A 14,705-nucleotide genomic window follows, 5' to 3' on the forward strand; every position below is an offset into this window, starting at 1 on the left:
CGGCCGGCCGCGGTTAACGCTATTTTGTTCTCGTCCGGGCAAGCTTTCTACAAGCGGGAAACAAAGGGCATATGAGCGGCGCCAGCTTCATTCTCACCATCAACATGGTCGTTGCGGGGCTTTTCGCCACGGCGTTCCTCGGCATCGCCGTCTATGAAAGAACCTATATTTCGGCGCGCCTTTTCGCGCTGGGTTTTGTCTTTGCGATGTTGAATTTCGGCACGGAGCTGCTGGTGCCATTCATCAGCAATCCGAAGCTCGGCTACATGCTGGCCTTCAGCACGTTTCTGTGCGCGCTGATCTGCTCGGCCATCGGCATGGCGTATAAATATTCGGTACGGGTGCCGTGGACCGGGCTGGCGATCCTGTTCGCGGTTTCGCTGGCCGTCGTCTACTCGATCTATGGTATTGCACGGGTAACGCTTGCCGGCATGCTGCTCTATCAGGCGCCTTATTTCGTCGCCATATGTTTCTGCAATTATATCATTTTGAAATCGCGGGCCCGCGGAATCATGGATATGCTGCTGTTCGCTCTCCTGTTCGCCAGCGCCGGCCATTTCCTGCTCAAGCCCGTTCTTGCGATCGCATCCGGGGGAACGGGCGTCAATCCGCAAGACTATGTTCACACGCAATACGCGCTTTTCTCGCAGACGATCGGGGCGGCGCTCTCAGTTGCCAACGGTCTTTTCGTGCTGACCATTCTGACACGGGATCTGGTGGGGGACATGGCGGCGCGTTCGGAAACCGACATGTTGTCACATCTTTTGAACCGTCGCGGTTTCGAAGTCAGGGGTGAGGTGGCCGTCGCCCAGGCAAGGCGCTCCGGCCTGCCGCTTTCGCTCGTCGCCTGCGATCTCGACAGCTTCAAGGCGATCAACGATACCTATGGGCACGGGCTGGGCGACCATGTCATCCGCGCTTTCGCTGCAAGCTTGCAGGAAATTGCCTCGCAACGGGACATCGTGGCACGTATCGGCGGCGAAGAGTTCGCGATCGTGCTTCCCGGCATGAGCATCCAGACGGCGCGCCTTTTCGCGGAGAATGCGCGCACGAATTTCTCCAGCCGACGGGTTGCGGGTTTGCCGGCGGAAAGCCGCTTTACCGCAAGTTTCGGCGTTGCCAAGCTGCAAAGCGGCGATGCGCTTTCCGACCTGATGCGCCGCGCGGATAACGCGCTCTACGACGCCAAGAAAAGCGGCCGCAATTGCGTGCGGCTGGCGGTGCCGATCGAAGACGAAAACAAAGTCATCGAACTGCGCGCTCCGTCAAGTGGGCGCACGGGTTGAATCTGGCGGCCTGCTGGCGTCACGGGGCACATTGCGAATGACCCAGCACCGGCGTTTCGCCCCTCGCGATACCATACATGAAACCGCGTCCCTTCAGCACGACCGCGCTTTCGCAAATCGTATTGGCGGGAGGAACGATCGCGATGACCGAGGGATGGAGAGGCGGGTGGATAATCAGGATTTCGCTACCCTTTGTCGTGCCTTGCGGACCGTTGTGCCCGGTGATCTTGTCGGCCCGCAGGTTTGTGCCGGCAAGAACGATCTTCGCATCGTTCGTTTCATTGGCATGAACCGGTCGAACCATCGTCACAGCGGCTGAAATGGAAATGACGGCGCAAATCGCAGTGCGCAAGGCAAACCGTCTGGGGGATAAAACAGACATGCGCAATTCCTTCCCTTCCGGTTCACCGCATCCATATCTCGCATGTTAACCCGTTCTTAACACCAGAGCGAGGGGGTTGACGGTGGCACGGGGATCGATGACATCATTGACGAGTGCCGATGCAGGACCGATTGGAGGACCACGACCGATGCCGAATGACCAAGCTACCCAGGCCACCCACGCCGTCGACATCTCGCTTCTGCATCTGCGCGATGCGCATGAGTTCGCGCCTCTGCTTGCGAGCTATGCCCAGGCATTGAAACGTGGCGCGCCGCGCCGCCCGGATGAATATTATGCCGAAAAGCTGCTGCAGGATCGCGCCGCAGAGATCGCCGGCGCCCGGCTCGATGGCGAACTCGTCGGCTTCGTCATCTTCTACGATCTGCCGGAGCCGGTTTCGGGCATGCGCGCCGGTCAGGTCGACCACATCTATGTACATCACGACCATCGCGGCAAAGGTATCGCCAAGGCGCTGATCGACGTTCTGGCCGACAAGGCGGAGGAGCGCAGCTGGAACAAGCTCGTCCTCAATGCGCCGCGCCAGCCCGAGGACGGGCGCAAGCTCTACGAGCAGATGGCTGCCGCCGCGGACTGGACCAGCTTCGTGATTCGGTTCGGCGGGCAATAGAGCGCCAGGCCCGGTAAACTTTTCGCGTTCCGATTTGATCGTGATTCCACGGTTTTAGCTGCTTTGGGCGTGTTCAAACGATTGAAGCCGGCTCTCACTTGGCACGCTTGCGGCAAAGTGCGACCAAATGCTTGCTGCGGAATGGTCAAGTGGCTTTGACGCGGTGCAAAAAGAGCAGTAGATAACGGCGCAACGGGTCATCGATCACGATCCTGCCGCATTTGGAGCGCCGCACGAGGGATGCTCTGAATTCAAATCGACACGCGGTCTCCGGAAAGTCGCCGTCGACTTCCAGGGATCGTGTTCCAGCGTATCCGGGCATGAGCTGGCATTCGTTCAGTGTTGTCCTGACAAACCGGGCCCGGATAAACTGGGAAGCCATTTCTGGGGGAGCCATGACCAGACCAACAGCCACCCGCCAACGCCCATTATCGCCGCATATCACCGTTTACAAATGGCCGATCACCATGACGATGTCGATCCTGCATCGCATCACGGGCGGCGCGCTTTATTTCGGCACGCTTCTGGTCGCTCTCTGGCTGATCGCCGCGGCGACGAGCGAAGATGTTTTCAATCTGGTCAATGCGTTCTTCGGTTCCTGGTTCGGGCGGCTGGTTCTCTTCGGCTACACCTGGGCGCTGCTTCATCACATGATGGGCGGCATCCGCCATCTCATCTGGGATACCTCGACCGGCCTCGAAAAGCACACGGCTTCCAGGATCGCCTGGGTGACGGTGATCGCTTCCGTCACGCTGACGCTCCTGATCTGGATCGCCGGCTATGTGCTGCGCTAGATAAGGATGAGATCATGAGCAATATGCGTACGCCTCTCGGCAAGGTTCGCGGGCTTGGCTCGGCCAAGGAGGGCACCGAGCACTTCTGGCGTCAGCGCCTGACCGCGGTGGCCAATGTGCCGCTGATGCTGTTTTTCATCGGCCTTATCGTGTCGCTGCATGGTGCGGACTTCCAGGAGGTCAGGGCCGCCCTTTCGCATCCGCTGACGGCGCTGGTGCTCATCCTGGTGCTTTTGTCGGCGCTCTACCACATGCGCCTGGGCATGCAGGTCATCATCGAGGATTATGTGCATGGCGAAGGCATCAAGGTCGTTCTGGTGATGCTGAACACATTCTTTGCGGCGGCGGTCGGCGTTGCCTGCATTTTCGCGATCCTCAAGCTCAGCTTCGGAGGTTGACAGCCCGCATGGCCACCAAGACGAAAAAAAACGCGGCAGCAAGTGCCGCTCAGGCCGAAGACGGCAAATCCTATCGCTTTGTCGATCATAAATTCGATGTCGTGGTGGTCGGCGCGGGCGGCGCGGGTCTGCGCGCGACGCTCGGCATGGCCGAGCAGGGGCTGAAAACGGCCTGCATCACCAAGGTGTTCCCGACGCGCTCCCATACGGTCGCCGCACAGGGCGGCATCGCGGCATCGCTCAGCAATATGGGTCCCGATTCCTGGCAGTGGCACATGTACGATACCGTCAAGGGATCGGACTGGTTGGGCGACACGGATGCGATGGAATATCTGGCGCGTGAAGCGCCGGCCGCCGTCTACGAGCTCGAGCATTACGGCGTGCCGTTTTCGCGCACCGAAGAGGGCAAGATCTACCAGCGTCCGTTCGGCGGGCATATGATGAATTATGGCGACGGGCCTCCGGTGCAGCGTACCTGCGCTGCCGCCGATCGCACCGGCCACGCCATTCTGCACACGCTCTACGGCCAGAGCCTGCGCAACAATGCGCAGTTCTTCGTCGAATATTTCGCGCTCGACCTCATCATGAGCGATGGCGTGTGCACCGGCGTCGTCGCCTGGAACCTCGATGACGGAACCATCCATCGTTTCGCTGCGAAGACGGTGGTGCTGGCGACGGGCGGCTATGGCCGTGCCTATTTCTCGGCGACATCGGCCCATACCTGCACCGGCGACGGCGGCGGGATGGTGGCGCGTGCCGGCCTGCCGCTGCAGGACATGGAATTCGTGCAGTTCCATCCGACCGGCATCTATGGGGCCGGCTGCCTCATCACCGAGGGGGCCCGCGGCGAAGGCGGTTATCTCGTCAATTCCGAGGGCGAGCGCTTCATGGAGCGCTATGCGCCATCGGCGAAGGATCTCGCCTCGCGCGACGTGGTTTCCCGCTGCATGACGATGGAAATCCGCGCCGGGCGCGGCGTCGGCAAGAACAAGGACCACATCTACCTGCACCTCGATCACCTCGATCCGGCGGTGCTGCACGAGCGCCTTCCCGGCATTTCGGAATCGGCGAAGATCTTCGCCGGCGTCGATCTGACGAAGGAGCCGATCCCGGTCCTGCCGACGGTCCATTACAATATGGGCGGCATTCCGACGAATTACTGGGGCGAGGTGCTCAACCCGACCCCGGAGAACCCCGACCGTGTCCAGCCCGGCCTGATGGCGGTCGGCGAGGCGGGCTGCGCTTCCGTGCACGGCGCCAACCGGCTCGGTTCCAATTCGCTGATCGATCTCGTGGTGTTCGGGCGGGCGGCTGCCATTCGCGCCGGAGAGGTGATCGACCGCACCGCCAAGATCCCCGATATCGACGAGGCGGCGGTGGAGAAGATCATGGACCGCTTCGACAGACTGCGCTTTGCCGATGGCGGCACGCCGACGGCGAAACTGCGCGAAAAGATGCAGCGCACCATGCAGGAAGACGCCGCCGTCTTCCGCACGTCCGAATCGCTGAAATCGGGCTGCGAACGCATGGCTGCGCTCTGGAAGGATCTCGCCGACATCAAGGTCACGGACCATTCGATGATCTGGAATTCCGATCTGGTCGAGACGCTGGAACTGGAAAATCTGATGGCCAACGCACTTACCACCGTGGTTTCGGCCGAGGCGCGCGAGGAAAGCCGCGGCGCGCATGCACGCGAGGATTTTCCGGACCGCGACGACGCGAACTGGCGCAAGCATACGCTGTCCTGGCTGAGCCCGAACGGCAAGGTCACGCTCGGTTACCGGCCCGTCCATGTCGATCCGCTGGTTCCGGAAGAAGAGGGCGGCATCAGCCTCGCCAAGATCGCGCCCAAAGCGCGTGTTTACTGATCAAGGGGTAGAGCAATGGTCGAACTGGCACTTCCCAGGAATTCGCAGATCAAGCCCGGTCATATCTGGGCCCGGCCCGAGGGCGCCAACAATCTGAAGGAATTCAGGATCTACCGCTGGTCGCCGGATGACGACGAGAACCCGCGCATGGACACCTACTACGTCGATCTCGACGATTGCGGTCCGATGGTGCTCGATGGGTTGTTGTGGATCAAGAACAATGTCGATCCGACGCTGACGCTGCGCCGCTCGTGCCGCGAAGGCATTTGCGGCTCATGCGCGATGAATATCGACGGCGCCAATACGCTTGCCTGCACCAAGGGCATGGAGGAGATCGGCGGTACCGTGAAGGTCTACCCGCTGCCGCACATGCCCGTCGTCAAGGATCTGGTGCCTGATTTGACGGTGCCTTACGCGCAGCTCGCCTCGATCGACCCGTATCTGAAGACGGTCTCGCCGGAGCCGGCCAAGGAATGGCTGCAGAGCCATGACGACCGGGCCAAGCTCGACGGGCTCTACGAGTGCATTCTGTGCTTCTGCTGTCAGACGTCATGTCCGAGCTATTGGTGGAACGGCGAACGCTATCTCGGCCCCGCCGTGCTGCTTCAGGCCTATCGCTGGCTGATCGATTCCAGGGACGAGGCGACGGGCGAGCGGCTGGACAATCTGGAAGATCCGTTCCGGCTTTATCGCTGCCACACGATCATGAATTGCGCCCAGACCTGTCCGAAGGGCTTGAACCCGGCCAAGGCGATCGCCGAGATCAAGAAGATGATGGTGGAGCGGCGGGTCTAGCTTCTCCATCCGTTCCGCCGCGTTTGTGGACGCCGGTCATTTTGGTTCGGCTGCAACATGGTCTATGATCAGGCGAGGAGAAAAGCGGATGCTAGACCATATCGGTTTCAATATTTCAGACATGAAGAGGTCGCGGGCGTTCTATGACGCGGCGTTGCAGCCTCTCGGTATTTCGCCTGTCATGGAATTCGGCAACTGGGTCGGCTATGGCCGCAATGGCAAGCCGGAATTCTGGATCGGTGCGCAACGGGGCGCGCGGCTGCAGGGCACGCTCCACGTTGCCTTTTCGGCCGGCACGCGGACCGAAGTGGTCAGGTTCCACCAGGTGGCGCTTGCAGCAGGCGGGCGCGACAATGGCGCGCCCGGTATCCGTGAAGATTATCATCCCGATTATTACGGCGCTTTCGTCCTCGATCCGGACGGGCACAATATCGAGGCCGTCTGCCACCTCCCGGAGTAAAGGCGCTTAGGGTCGGCGATAAACGGAATGAGCGGTCAGCCGAGTTTTGCGTCGAGGGTGATCTCGATGGCGCCGAGCGCCTTGGAAAGCGGGCAGCCCTGCTTGGCCTGATCGGCGAATTTGCGGAAATCCTCTTCGCTGATGCCAGGTACGGCGCCGATGAGCGTTATCGCGCTTCTGGTGATCTCAAAGCCGCCGCCGGAGGCCGGGTCGATGCTGATTGCGGCCGTTGCCTCGAGCTTTTCCGCCGGCGTGCCGTTCTCGGCCAGAAAGTGCGAAAGCTGCATGGCAAAGCAGCCGGCATGTGCCGCAGCAAGCAGTTCTTCCGGGTTGGTTCCCGATTTTCCGTTTTCATCCTCGAAACGCGCCTTGAAATTATAGGGTAATTCCCGCAAGGCGCCGCTTTGCGTATCGAGCGTGCCCGAGCCGTCCTTGAGCCCGCCCTTCCAGATTGCCGTTGCCGTCCTGTCCATTTCTGGTCTCCTTCCTTTGAGAAAAGTTGCACCATTGCAGGTTGGATATAGATATGCTCGCAAGTATCTACCAGCGCGTGTGTTTTTAAGCTTAAATTGCCTCGCCCTGCAACAGCCGTGGTGTGTTTCTCGTCAGGCCAGCCGCCTGACGGATGAAGAATTGCTTCATCTTCGGCATCCTGTCGACAAGGCCGAGGCCGATGTCGCGGACGGTGCGAAGCGGCATGATGTCGTTCGAAAACAGCCGGTTCAGCAGGTCGGTCGTGACGCCCATCTGCACCGTGTCGAAGCGCCGCCATGCCTGATAGCGTTCCAACGCGGCGAATGAGCCGATGTCGAGGCCGAGCCGGTCGGTCTCGACGATGATCTCGGCGAGTGCCGCCGCATCACGGAAACCCAAATTGAGGCCTTGCCCGGCAATCGGATGAATGCCGTGGGCGGCATCGCCCACCAGTGCAAAGCGCGGCTTGACGAATTCGCGCACCAGCATCAGCCCGAGCGGGAAGGCGCGGCGCGGACCCTCGACCTTGAGCTCGCCGAGCCGGTGGCCGAAGCGCTGCTCCAGCTCCGCCTCGAACAGGAAATCATCCTGGCTGACGAGCCGTTCGGCATCCCTGGTGTGTTCGGTCCAGACCAGTGAGGAGCGGTTGCCTTTGAGCGGCAGGGTGGCAAAAGGCCCGGCGGGCAGAAAATGCTCTTCGGCGTGGCCATTGTGCGGGCGCTCATGATGGACGGTGCAGACAATGCCCGACTGGCCGTAATCCCACTGCACCGTCTTTATCCCGGCCCGGTCGCGCAGCCTGGAGCGCACGCCGTCCGCCGCAACAAGGAGCCGTGCTTCGAAGGTGAGCCCGTCGCTCAAATGAACGGTGACACTGTTGGCGCGCACGTCGAAACCATCGACGCCGACGCCCTCGATGATTTCCACGCCGAGTTGTTCGGCTTTCGCGTTGAGCGCGGCGTTGAGCGTGCGGTTTTCGACCATATGGGCAAAGGGCTCACCGGGCACCACTTCGCCGTCGAAGGTGAGAAAGACCGGGCGGACGGGATCGGAGGTCCTGGAGTCGGTGACGATCATCTCATTGATCGGCTGAGCCTCGGGAAGAATGGGCTGCCAGCATCCCAGCCGGTTGAGCATACGGGCGGCGGCAGCGGCGATGGCCGAAGCGCGCGGATCTTGTCTCCAGCTTCCGGGAGGAGAGGCGTCGATGACGAGAACGCGCAGATGCGGCGCCGCAGCCTTGACCGCCACCGCGGTCGCCAGGCCGACATAACCGCCGCCCGCGACCAGTACGTCGATCGGGATGGTTTCAACAGTGGGTTTTGGGGAGGTTCGGGTGGAGGTCTGGCCGGTCATCGCTTCATTCCTTCCCTTAGAGATCGGGGTCCTGGGATCGGACTTAAGTCTTACTCTCAAGCAAGTCATTTTTCAGGCGTGCATGATCCTATCCCAAACATCTGTCAATATCAGCAATTTCCGCGTCGTTTCTTCCCGTTGCAGCCTACCGACAATTAACCGCCCGGCTCACCTCGCCTTGACATGTCATGACGTTCCTGTTGAAGCGGAATGCTGGAAAAAGCAGCGCGAAAGGCAGCGATCCATGTCCGGAGCCATGAAAGAGCTTCTGTCCATCCTCGACCTCGAGACGCTGGAACACAATCTGTTTCGCGGCAGCAGTCCGCAGGTCGGATGGCAACGGGTGTTTGGCGGGCAGGTGATCGGGCAGGCGCTGGTGGCGGCGCAGCGCACGGTCGAAAAGGACCGGCATGTGCATTCGCTGCACGCCTATTTCATGCGTCCCGGCGATCCCGCCGTGCCGATCATCTACGAGGTGGACCGCATCCGCGACGGCTCGAGCTTCACCACCCGGCGCGTCGTCGCCGTTCAGCATGGGCACGCGATCTTTTCGCTCTCATGCTCGTTCCAGGTGGAGGAGGACGGGCTTTTTCATCAAAAACCGATGCCAAAAGATTTGCCGCCGCCGGAAAAGCTGATGGGCGATCGGCAATTGAAGGAGCAATATCTCCACATGGCGCCGGAAAACGTGCGCAAATATTGGGAGCGCGATCGGCCGATCGAGATGAAGCCGGTCTCGCTGACACATTATTTCTCGCGCGAGAAGCTTCCGCCGGAGCAGCATGTCTGGATCCGCGCCACCGGGCCCGTGCCGGACAACCGCGCCATCCAGGCAGCCGTCCTCGCCTATATCTCGGATATGACGCTTCTCGACACGTCGCTTTATGCGCATGGCCGCTCGATCTTCGACCGCGACCTGCAGGTCGCCAGCCTCGACCACGCCATGTGGTTCCACCGCCCCTGCAAACTCGACGACTGGCTGCTTTATACGCAGGACAGCCCGAGTGCCGCCGGCGCGCGCGGCTTCAATCGCGGCTCGATCTATACGCGGGACGGATTCCTGGTTGCGTCCGTTGCACAGGAAGGTCTCATTAGGGTTCGCAAGGCCGATTAAATTGACGCCATCTTGCAGGCGGCAGAAATATTGTGATCAGTTTTTAGGCATTCTGCATCTGCCCTATTGAGGCTGCCTGGGAATAACGTAGCGTATTCAAGGCGATGTATGATATTTTCGGATTGGCACGGAGTTTGAATTGCTTTCTCCAGTCACCGGAATGCCCTAGGCGTTCCGGAGATGGCTTCCGAACGCGGGAAACCGCATAAAGCAGGGGTACGACCAGATGAAAATCGTGATGGCGATCATCAAGCCATTCAAGCTGGACGAGGTGCGCGAAGCTCTCACGGCTATCGGCATTCAGGGACTGACCGTAACCGAGGTCAAGGGATACGGGCGTCAGAAGGGGCACACCGAGATCTACCGCGGCGCGGAATACGCCGTCAGCTTCCTGCCGAAACTCAAGATCGAGATCGCCGTGGGGGCCGATCTCGTGGACAAGGCCGTCGAGGCTATCACCGGCGCGGCCAAGACAGGCCAGATCGGCGATGGCAAGATATTTGTCTATTCCATCGATCAGGCAGTGCGGATCCGCACCGGAGAAACCGATACGGACGCGCTCTGAGAGGAGCGACATCCCAAGGGCTCGCTTCGGTTCCGTCTTCTGGGGCGCCGCCGCTTGCTCTTCAGGCGGCATCAGGCTCTCCAAGGGCTTGTTCAAGAAAACGGCATAATTTGCGACAGTGGCCGTTTTTTAGGCAAATCGTCTGGGCGAAGCGCTGCACTTCTCTGAATGGAAACAAATAAAACAGCCTTTACAGCCGGTTAAGTGACTATTTCGAAAATTGGCACGGAACTTGGTTATGGGGCATTGGGCCGGGACTTGTGACGCAAGCAAGCGTTTGAAGCCGGTGTTCGACGGAGATTTTTGATGTTCACACTGAATAGACACATGCGCGCCGCTTTCGGCTCGCTTTCCCTCCTGGGCGCTTTCGCCGGCTCGGCAATAGCGCAGGATGCCCCTGCCGCTCCTGCCTTCGACACCGGCGATACGGCATGGATGCTGACATCCTCGGCCCTGGTGCTGATGATGACCATTCCGGGGCTGGCGCTCTTCTATGGCGGTATGGTCCGCAAGAAGAATGTGCTGTCCACGGTCATGCAGAGCTTCGCCATCTGCTGCCTCATGAGCGTCCTGTGGATGGTGGCCGGTTATTCGATCGCCTTCACCGACGGCGGCTCGCTCAATGCCTATCTTGGCGGTTTGAGCAAAGCCTTCCTCTCCGGCGTCGATATGAATTCGGCATCGGGCACGATCCCGGAATATCTGTTCATCATGTTCCAGATGACCTTCGCGATCATCACGCCGGCGCTGATTGCCGGCGCATTCGCCGAACGCATGAAGTTCTCGGCGATGCTGCTGTTCATGGCCATCTGGCTCATCGTGGTCTATGCGCCGGTCGCGCATTGGGTCTGGGGCGGTGGCTTCCTCGCCTCCGACGGCGTGCTTGATTTTGCCGGCGGCACCGTCGTTCACATCAATGCCGGTGTGGCCGGTCTCGTTGCCGCGCTTATCATCGGCAAGCGCGAGGGCTATGGCCAGGTCAATATGGCGCCGCACAATCTGGTGCTCTCGGTCATCGGCGCTTCGCTCCTGTGGGTCGGCTGGTTCGGCTTCAACGCCGGTTCGGCCGTCGGTTCCAACGCTCTCGCCGCCGTCGCCATGCTGAATACGCAGGTTGCAGCAGCCGGCGCCGCTCTTACCTGGATGTTCGCCGAATGGATCGTTGCCAAGAAGCCCAGCATTCTCGGTATCATCTCGGGTGCTGTCGCCGGTCTCGTCGCCGTCACGCCCGCCGCCGGCTTCGTCAACCCGACCGGTGCGCTGATCATCGGCCTCATCGCCGGCGTGGTTTGCTATATTGCCGCGGTCAAGGTGAAGCATGCGCTCGGCTATGACGATTCACTCGATGCCTTCGGCGTGCATGCTGTCGGCGGCATCGTCGGCGCGATCCTGACGGGTGTGTTCGCGGATGCCGCGATCAACGAAGCAGGCGCGGGTGCTTCGGTCGGCACGCAGATCTACGGCGTGGTCTTCACCATCATCTATTCGGCTGTCGCCACGGCGATCATTCTCTACATCGTCAAGGCTCTCGTCGGTCTTCGTCCGACCAAGCAGGAAGAAATCGAGGGTCTCGACATCAACCTGCACGGCGAAACCGTCCAGTAAGGTCCGGAGGCCGGAGCGGGGCGGGCAGGGTCTCCTGTTTCGCCCGCTCCGTCGGACAGCTTCGAAGCGTGAGAGGGCCCGGTTTTCCGGGCCTTTTCTTTTGTCCGCACATATCCCGCCGCGAGAGCCGGCAATATCCGGCATGGTTAATGCAGCCTTAACCTTCCCCGCTCTAGGATCGGCCCCGAATCCGCGCTTTGCCCAAGGCATATTCATAGGGATGCTTGGGGGTGTTTTTGGGGAAAACGGCGGAGACGCAAGGTATTTGGCGACACAAGGCACTTCGGGAAAAGCTTCATGCGGCAAGGATACTCGCCCTCATATGCGCTTCGGGATGAGAGGATAAGGGGAGATCGTCTCGGACTGGCGGGACTTTTCCGCCGGCAGGTCGATATCCTGCTCGGCCTCCTGATCCTCACCGGCGTTGCGCTTGCCGCGGGCGCGCTCGCCACGTGGAATGTCGCCGATCCGAGCTTCAGCCATGCCACGTCCAACCCGGTCACCAATGCGCTGGGCTATCCCGGCGCGGTGTTTTCCGATCTGGCCATGCAGTTCCTCGGGCTGTCGAGCGTCGCCGCGCTGCTGCCCGCCGTCTTCTGGGGCATCCTTTTGATGGCGCATGGCGGCATCGGCCGGCTGCCACGACGGATATTCGCCTGGTTCGGCGCGGCATTGCTGTTTGCGGCGATCGCAAGCTGCCTCACGGTTCCGCCGAGCTGGCCGATGCCGATCGGGCTCGGCGGTGTGCTTGGCGATATCGTTTTGAAAATTCCCGGTATCTTCCTCGGCGGCTTCCCGCGCGGCACAGTCGCATCGGTGATCGCCATGATCCTGCTTGTTCCGTCGCTGCTGCTTTGCGCATTCGCCAGCGGGCTGACGGGCCGCGCGCAACCGCTGACGAGCCCGGCGCGCCCGAAAGCGCGCAAGCCGGTCCAGGAAGAACTCGACGATGACGAGGATGAAGACAGCGAGGAAGACGGCGGAGGCTTCCTGGCGCTCGGCGCCGTGACACATTGGTTGCTGAGCGCGCGGGCGATGGTGCATCGTCTCGCCGCACGCGGCGCAGCGCTGCGCGGAAGGCATGATGAAGGCGAGGATCCGTTTGGCGGCGCGGCGGCCGCGCACGATGATGAACGTCGTGAGCCGGGATTCGAGGACGGACGCGAGCGGCTCGACGTGGCCCCCTTCGATGAAGGCGAAGCTGACGACTGGGCGCCCCGGCCGGCGCCGCAAAGACCGGCCATGGCGCAGCAGATGGCCACAGGCCGCGTCCAGGCTCAGGCTCCATCGCCGAAACCGGGCGCCCGTGTCCAGCGCGAGGCGCAGCAATCGCTCATCAGGAGCGACACCTTCGAGATGCCGTCGCTGCATTTCCTCAGCGAGCCGAAGGCGGTGGTCCGTGATGCCAGTCTTTCCAAGGATGCGCTCGAACAGAATGCGCGGCTTCTGGAAGGCGTGCTGGAGGATTTCGGCGTCAAGGGCGAGATCATCCATGTGCGCCCCGGACCGGTGGTGACGCTTTATGAGCTGGAACCTGCGCCGGGCATCAAATCGTCCCGCGTCATCGGCCTTGCCGACGATATCGCCCGCTCGATGAGCGCGATCGCCGCGCGTGTCGCGGTGGTGCCGGGACGCAATGCCATCGGCATCGAACTGCCGAACCAGAAGCGCGAGATGGTCTATCTGCGTGAAATCCTGGCAAGCCGCGATTTCGAGCAGACCAAGACCAAGCTGGCGCTGGCGCTCGGCAAGACCATCAATGGCGAGCCGGTCATCGCCGATATCGCCAAGATGCCGCACGTTCTTGTCGCCGGAACCACCGGTTCGGGCAAGTCCGTCGCCATCAACACGATGATCCTGTCACTGCTCTATCGCATGACGCCGCAGGAATGCCGCCTGATCATGATCGATCCGAAGATGCTCGAACTGTCCGTCTATGACGGCATTCCGCATCTTCTCACCCCCGTCGTGACCGATCCGAAGAAGGCCGTCGTGGCGCTCAAATGGACCGTGCGCGAGATGGAGGACCGCTATCGCAAGATGTCCAAGGTCGGCGTCCGCAATATTGACGGCTTCAACCAGCGCGTCGGGCTGGCGCAGAAAAAGGGCGAACGCATCGCGCGTACGGTGCAGACCGGTTTCGACCGCGATACGGGCGAGGCCGTCTACGAGACCGAGGAACTCGATCTCGAACCGATGCCCTATATCGTCGTCATCATCGACGAGATGGCCGATCTGATGATGGTCGCCGGCAAGGATATCGAAGGCGCGGTGCAGCGGCTTGCGCAGATGGCGCGCGCGGCGGGCATCCATGTGATCATGGCGACCCAGCGTCCGTCGGTCGACGTCATCACCGGCACGATCAAGGCCAACTTCCCGACCCGTATCTCCTTCCAGGTGACGTCGAAGATCGACAGCCGCACGATCCTTGGCGAGCAGGGCGCGGAGCAGCTCCTGGGCATGGGCGACATGCTGTTCATGGCGGGCGGCGGCCGCATCCAGCGCGTCCACGGGCCGTTCGTCGGCGACGACGAGGTGGAAAAGGTCGTCCAGCACCTCAAGCTCCAGGGTGTGCCCGAATATCTCGACGCCATCACCGAGGAAGAGGATGAGGACGATGGCGGCGGTCCGTCCGGAACCTCCAATCTCGACGATTCGGACGATCCCTACGATCAGGCTGTGGCCGTGGTGCTGCGCGACAAGAAGGCCTCGACCAGCTATATCCAGCGGCGTCTCGGTATCGGCTATAACCGCGCTGCCTCGATCATCGAGCGTATGGAGCAGGAGGGACTCGTCGGCCCGGCCAATCATGCGGGAAAACGCGAGATATTGGTGCCGGGCGAGAGCGAGGAATATTAGAGCTTGGCATGGTCAATTGAACCATCGGCAGGGCAAGGCATTCCCCTCGCCGTCATTCTCGGGCTTGTCCCGAGAATCTACGACGGCATGATTGGTCAGTACGGTAATTGGGTTTCTTTTC

The 14,705-nt window shown here is 61.1% G+C and carries 14 protein-coding genes; 11 read left to right on the top strand and 3 right to left on the bottom strand.

Annotation, left to right across the window (positions count from 1 at the left end):
- Positions 1-71 precede the first annotated feature (71 nt).
- Complete coding sequence (locus C5748_RS07630; RefSeq protein ID WP_105741321.1) at positions 72-1,286, top strand: GGDEF domain-containing protein; 1,215 nt, start codon at positions 72-74, stop codon at positions 1,284-1,286.
- Between the two features lie 19 nt (positions 1,287-1,305).
- On the opposite strand, the gene C5748_RS07635 is transcribed toward C5748_RS07630, so the two are convergent.
- Positions 1,306-1,668, bottom strand: coding sequence for a hypothetical protein (locus tag C5748_RS07635; RefSeq protein WP_146119490.1), 363 nt, complete (start codon positions 1,666-1,668; stop codon positions 1,306-1,308).
- Positions 1,669-1,816: 148 nt separating this feature from the next.
- Between C5748_RS07635 and C5748_RS07640 the strand changes: the two genes are divergently transcribed.
- The 6 genes from C5748_RS07640 to C5748_RS07665 all read left to right on the top strand — a co-directional run bounded on the left by C5748_RS07640 (position 1,817) and on the right by C5748_RS07665 (position 6,611).
- Positions 1,817-2,296 (top strand): GNAT family N-acetyltransferase, encoded by a 480-nt coding sequence (locus C5748_RS07640; RefSeq protein WP_105741323.1) that lies wholly within the window; start codon positions 1,817-1,819, stop codon positions 2,294-2,296.
- A gap of 395 nt (positions 2,297-2,691) precedes the next feature.
- Positions 2,692-3,090: a succinate dehydrogenase, cytochrome b556 subunit gene (gene sdhC, locus C5748_RS07645; RefSeq protein ID WP_105741324.1), complete on the top strand. Its 399-nt coding sequence runs from the start codon at positions 2,692-2,694 to the stop codon at positions 3,088-3,090.
- A 14-nt stretch (positions 3,091-3,104) separates the two neighbouring features.
- The gene (sdhD, locus tag C5748_RS07650) at positions 3,105-3,488 is read left to right on the top strand and encodes a succinate dehydrogenase, hydrophobic membrane anchor protein (protein ID WP_105741325.1); all 384 of its coding nucleotides are present in this window, start codon (positions 3,105-3,107) and stop codon (positions 3,486-3,488) included.
- An 8-nt stretch (positions 3,489-3,496) separates the two neighbouring features.
- A complete protein-coding gene (sdhA, locus tag C5748_RS07655; RefSeq protein WP_105741326.1) occupies positions 3,497-5,356 on the top strand; it encodes a succinate dehydrogenase flavoprotein subunit in 1,860 nt (619 codons plus the stop codon).
- A gap of 15 nt (positions 5,357-5,371) precedes the next feature.
- Positions 5,372-6,151, top strand: a complete 780-nt coding sequence (locus C5748_RS07660; RefSeq protein ID WP_105741327.1) for a succinate dehydrogenase iron-sulfur subunit — start codon at positions 5,372-5,374, stop codon at positions 6,149-6,151.
- 88 nt (positions 6,152-6,239) lie between these two features.
- Complete coding sequence (locus tag C5748_RS07665; protein WP_105741328.1) at positions 6,240-6,611, top strand: VOC family protein; 372 nt, start codon at positions 6,240-6,242, stop codon at positions 6,609-6,611.
- 35 nt (positions 6,612-6,646) lie between these two features.
- Here C5748_RS07665 and C5748_RS07670 read toward each other — a convergent pair whose 3' ends face one another.
- Both C5748_RS07670 and C5748_RS07675 read right to left on the bottom strand, forming a co-directional pair.
- Positions 6,647-7,084, bottom strand: coding sequence for an OsmC family protein (locus C5748_RS07670; RefSeq protein ID WP_105741329.1), 438 nt, complete (start codon positions 7,082-7,084; stop codon positions 6,647-6,649).
- 91 nt (positions 7,085-7,175) lie between these two features.
- Positions 7,176-8,441 carry a ubiquinone biosynthesis hydroxylase gene (locus C5748_RS07675; RefSeq protein WP_105741330.1) on the bottom strand — a complete coding sequence of 422 codons (1,266 nt, stop codon included), beginning with the start codon at positions 8,439-8,441 and terminating at the stop codon, positions 7,176-7,178.
- Positions 8,442-8,685: 244 nt separating this feature from the next.
- Between C5748_RS07675 and tesB the strand changes: the two genes are divergently transcribed.
- The 4 genes from tesB (at position 8,686) to C5748_RS07695 (ending at position 14,584) form a co-directional block, all read left to right on the top strand.
- Positions 8,686-9,555 carry an acyl-CoA thioesterase II gene (gene tesB / locus C5748_RS07680; RefSeq protein WP_105741331.1) on the top strand — a complete coding sequence of 290 codons (870 nt, stop codon included), beginning with the start codon at positions 8,686-8,688 and terminating at the stop codon, positions 9,553-9,555.
- A 226-nt stretch (positions 9,556-9,781) separates the two neighbouring features.
- Positions 9,782-10,120 carry a P-II family nitrogen regulator gene (locus tag C5748_RS07685; RefSeq protein WP_105741332.1) on the top strand — a complete coding sequence of 113 codons (339 nt, stop codon included), beginning with the start codon at positions 9,782-9,784 and terminating at the stop codon, positions 10,118-10,120.
- Between the two features lie 306 nt (positions 10,121-10,426).
- Positions 10,427-11,725 (top strand): ammonium transporter, encoded by a 1,299-nt coding sequence (locus C5748_RS07690; RefSeq protein ID WP_105741333.1) that lies wholly within the window; start codon positions 10,427-10,429, stop codon positions 11,723-11,725.
- A gap of 342 nt (positions 11,726-12,067) precedes the next feature.
- Positions 12,068-14,584: an FtsK/SpoIIIE family DNA translocase gene (locus tag C5748_RS07695; RefSeq protein WP_425350222.1), complete on the top strand. Its 2,517-nt coding sequence runs from the start codon at positions 12,068-12,070 to the stop codon at positions 14,582-14,584.
- The last annotated feature ends 121 nt before the right edge of the window (positions 14,585-14,705 follow it).

Source organism: Phyllobacterium phragmitis (assembly GCF_002980495.1).
In the GTDB taxonomy this organism is placed as follows: domain Bacteria; phylum Pseudomonadota; class Alphaproteobacteria; order Rhizobiales; family Rhizobiaceae; genus Paramesorhizobium; species Paramesorhizobium phragmitis.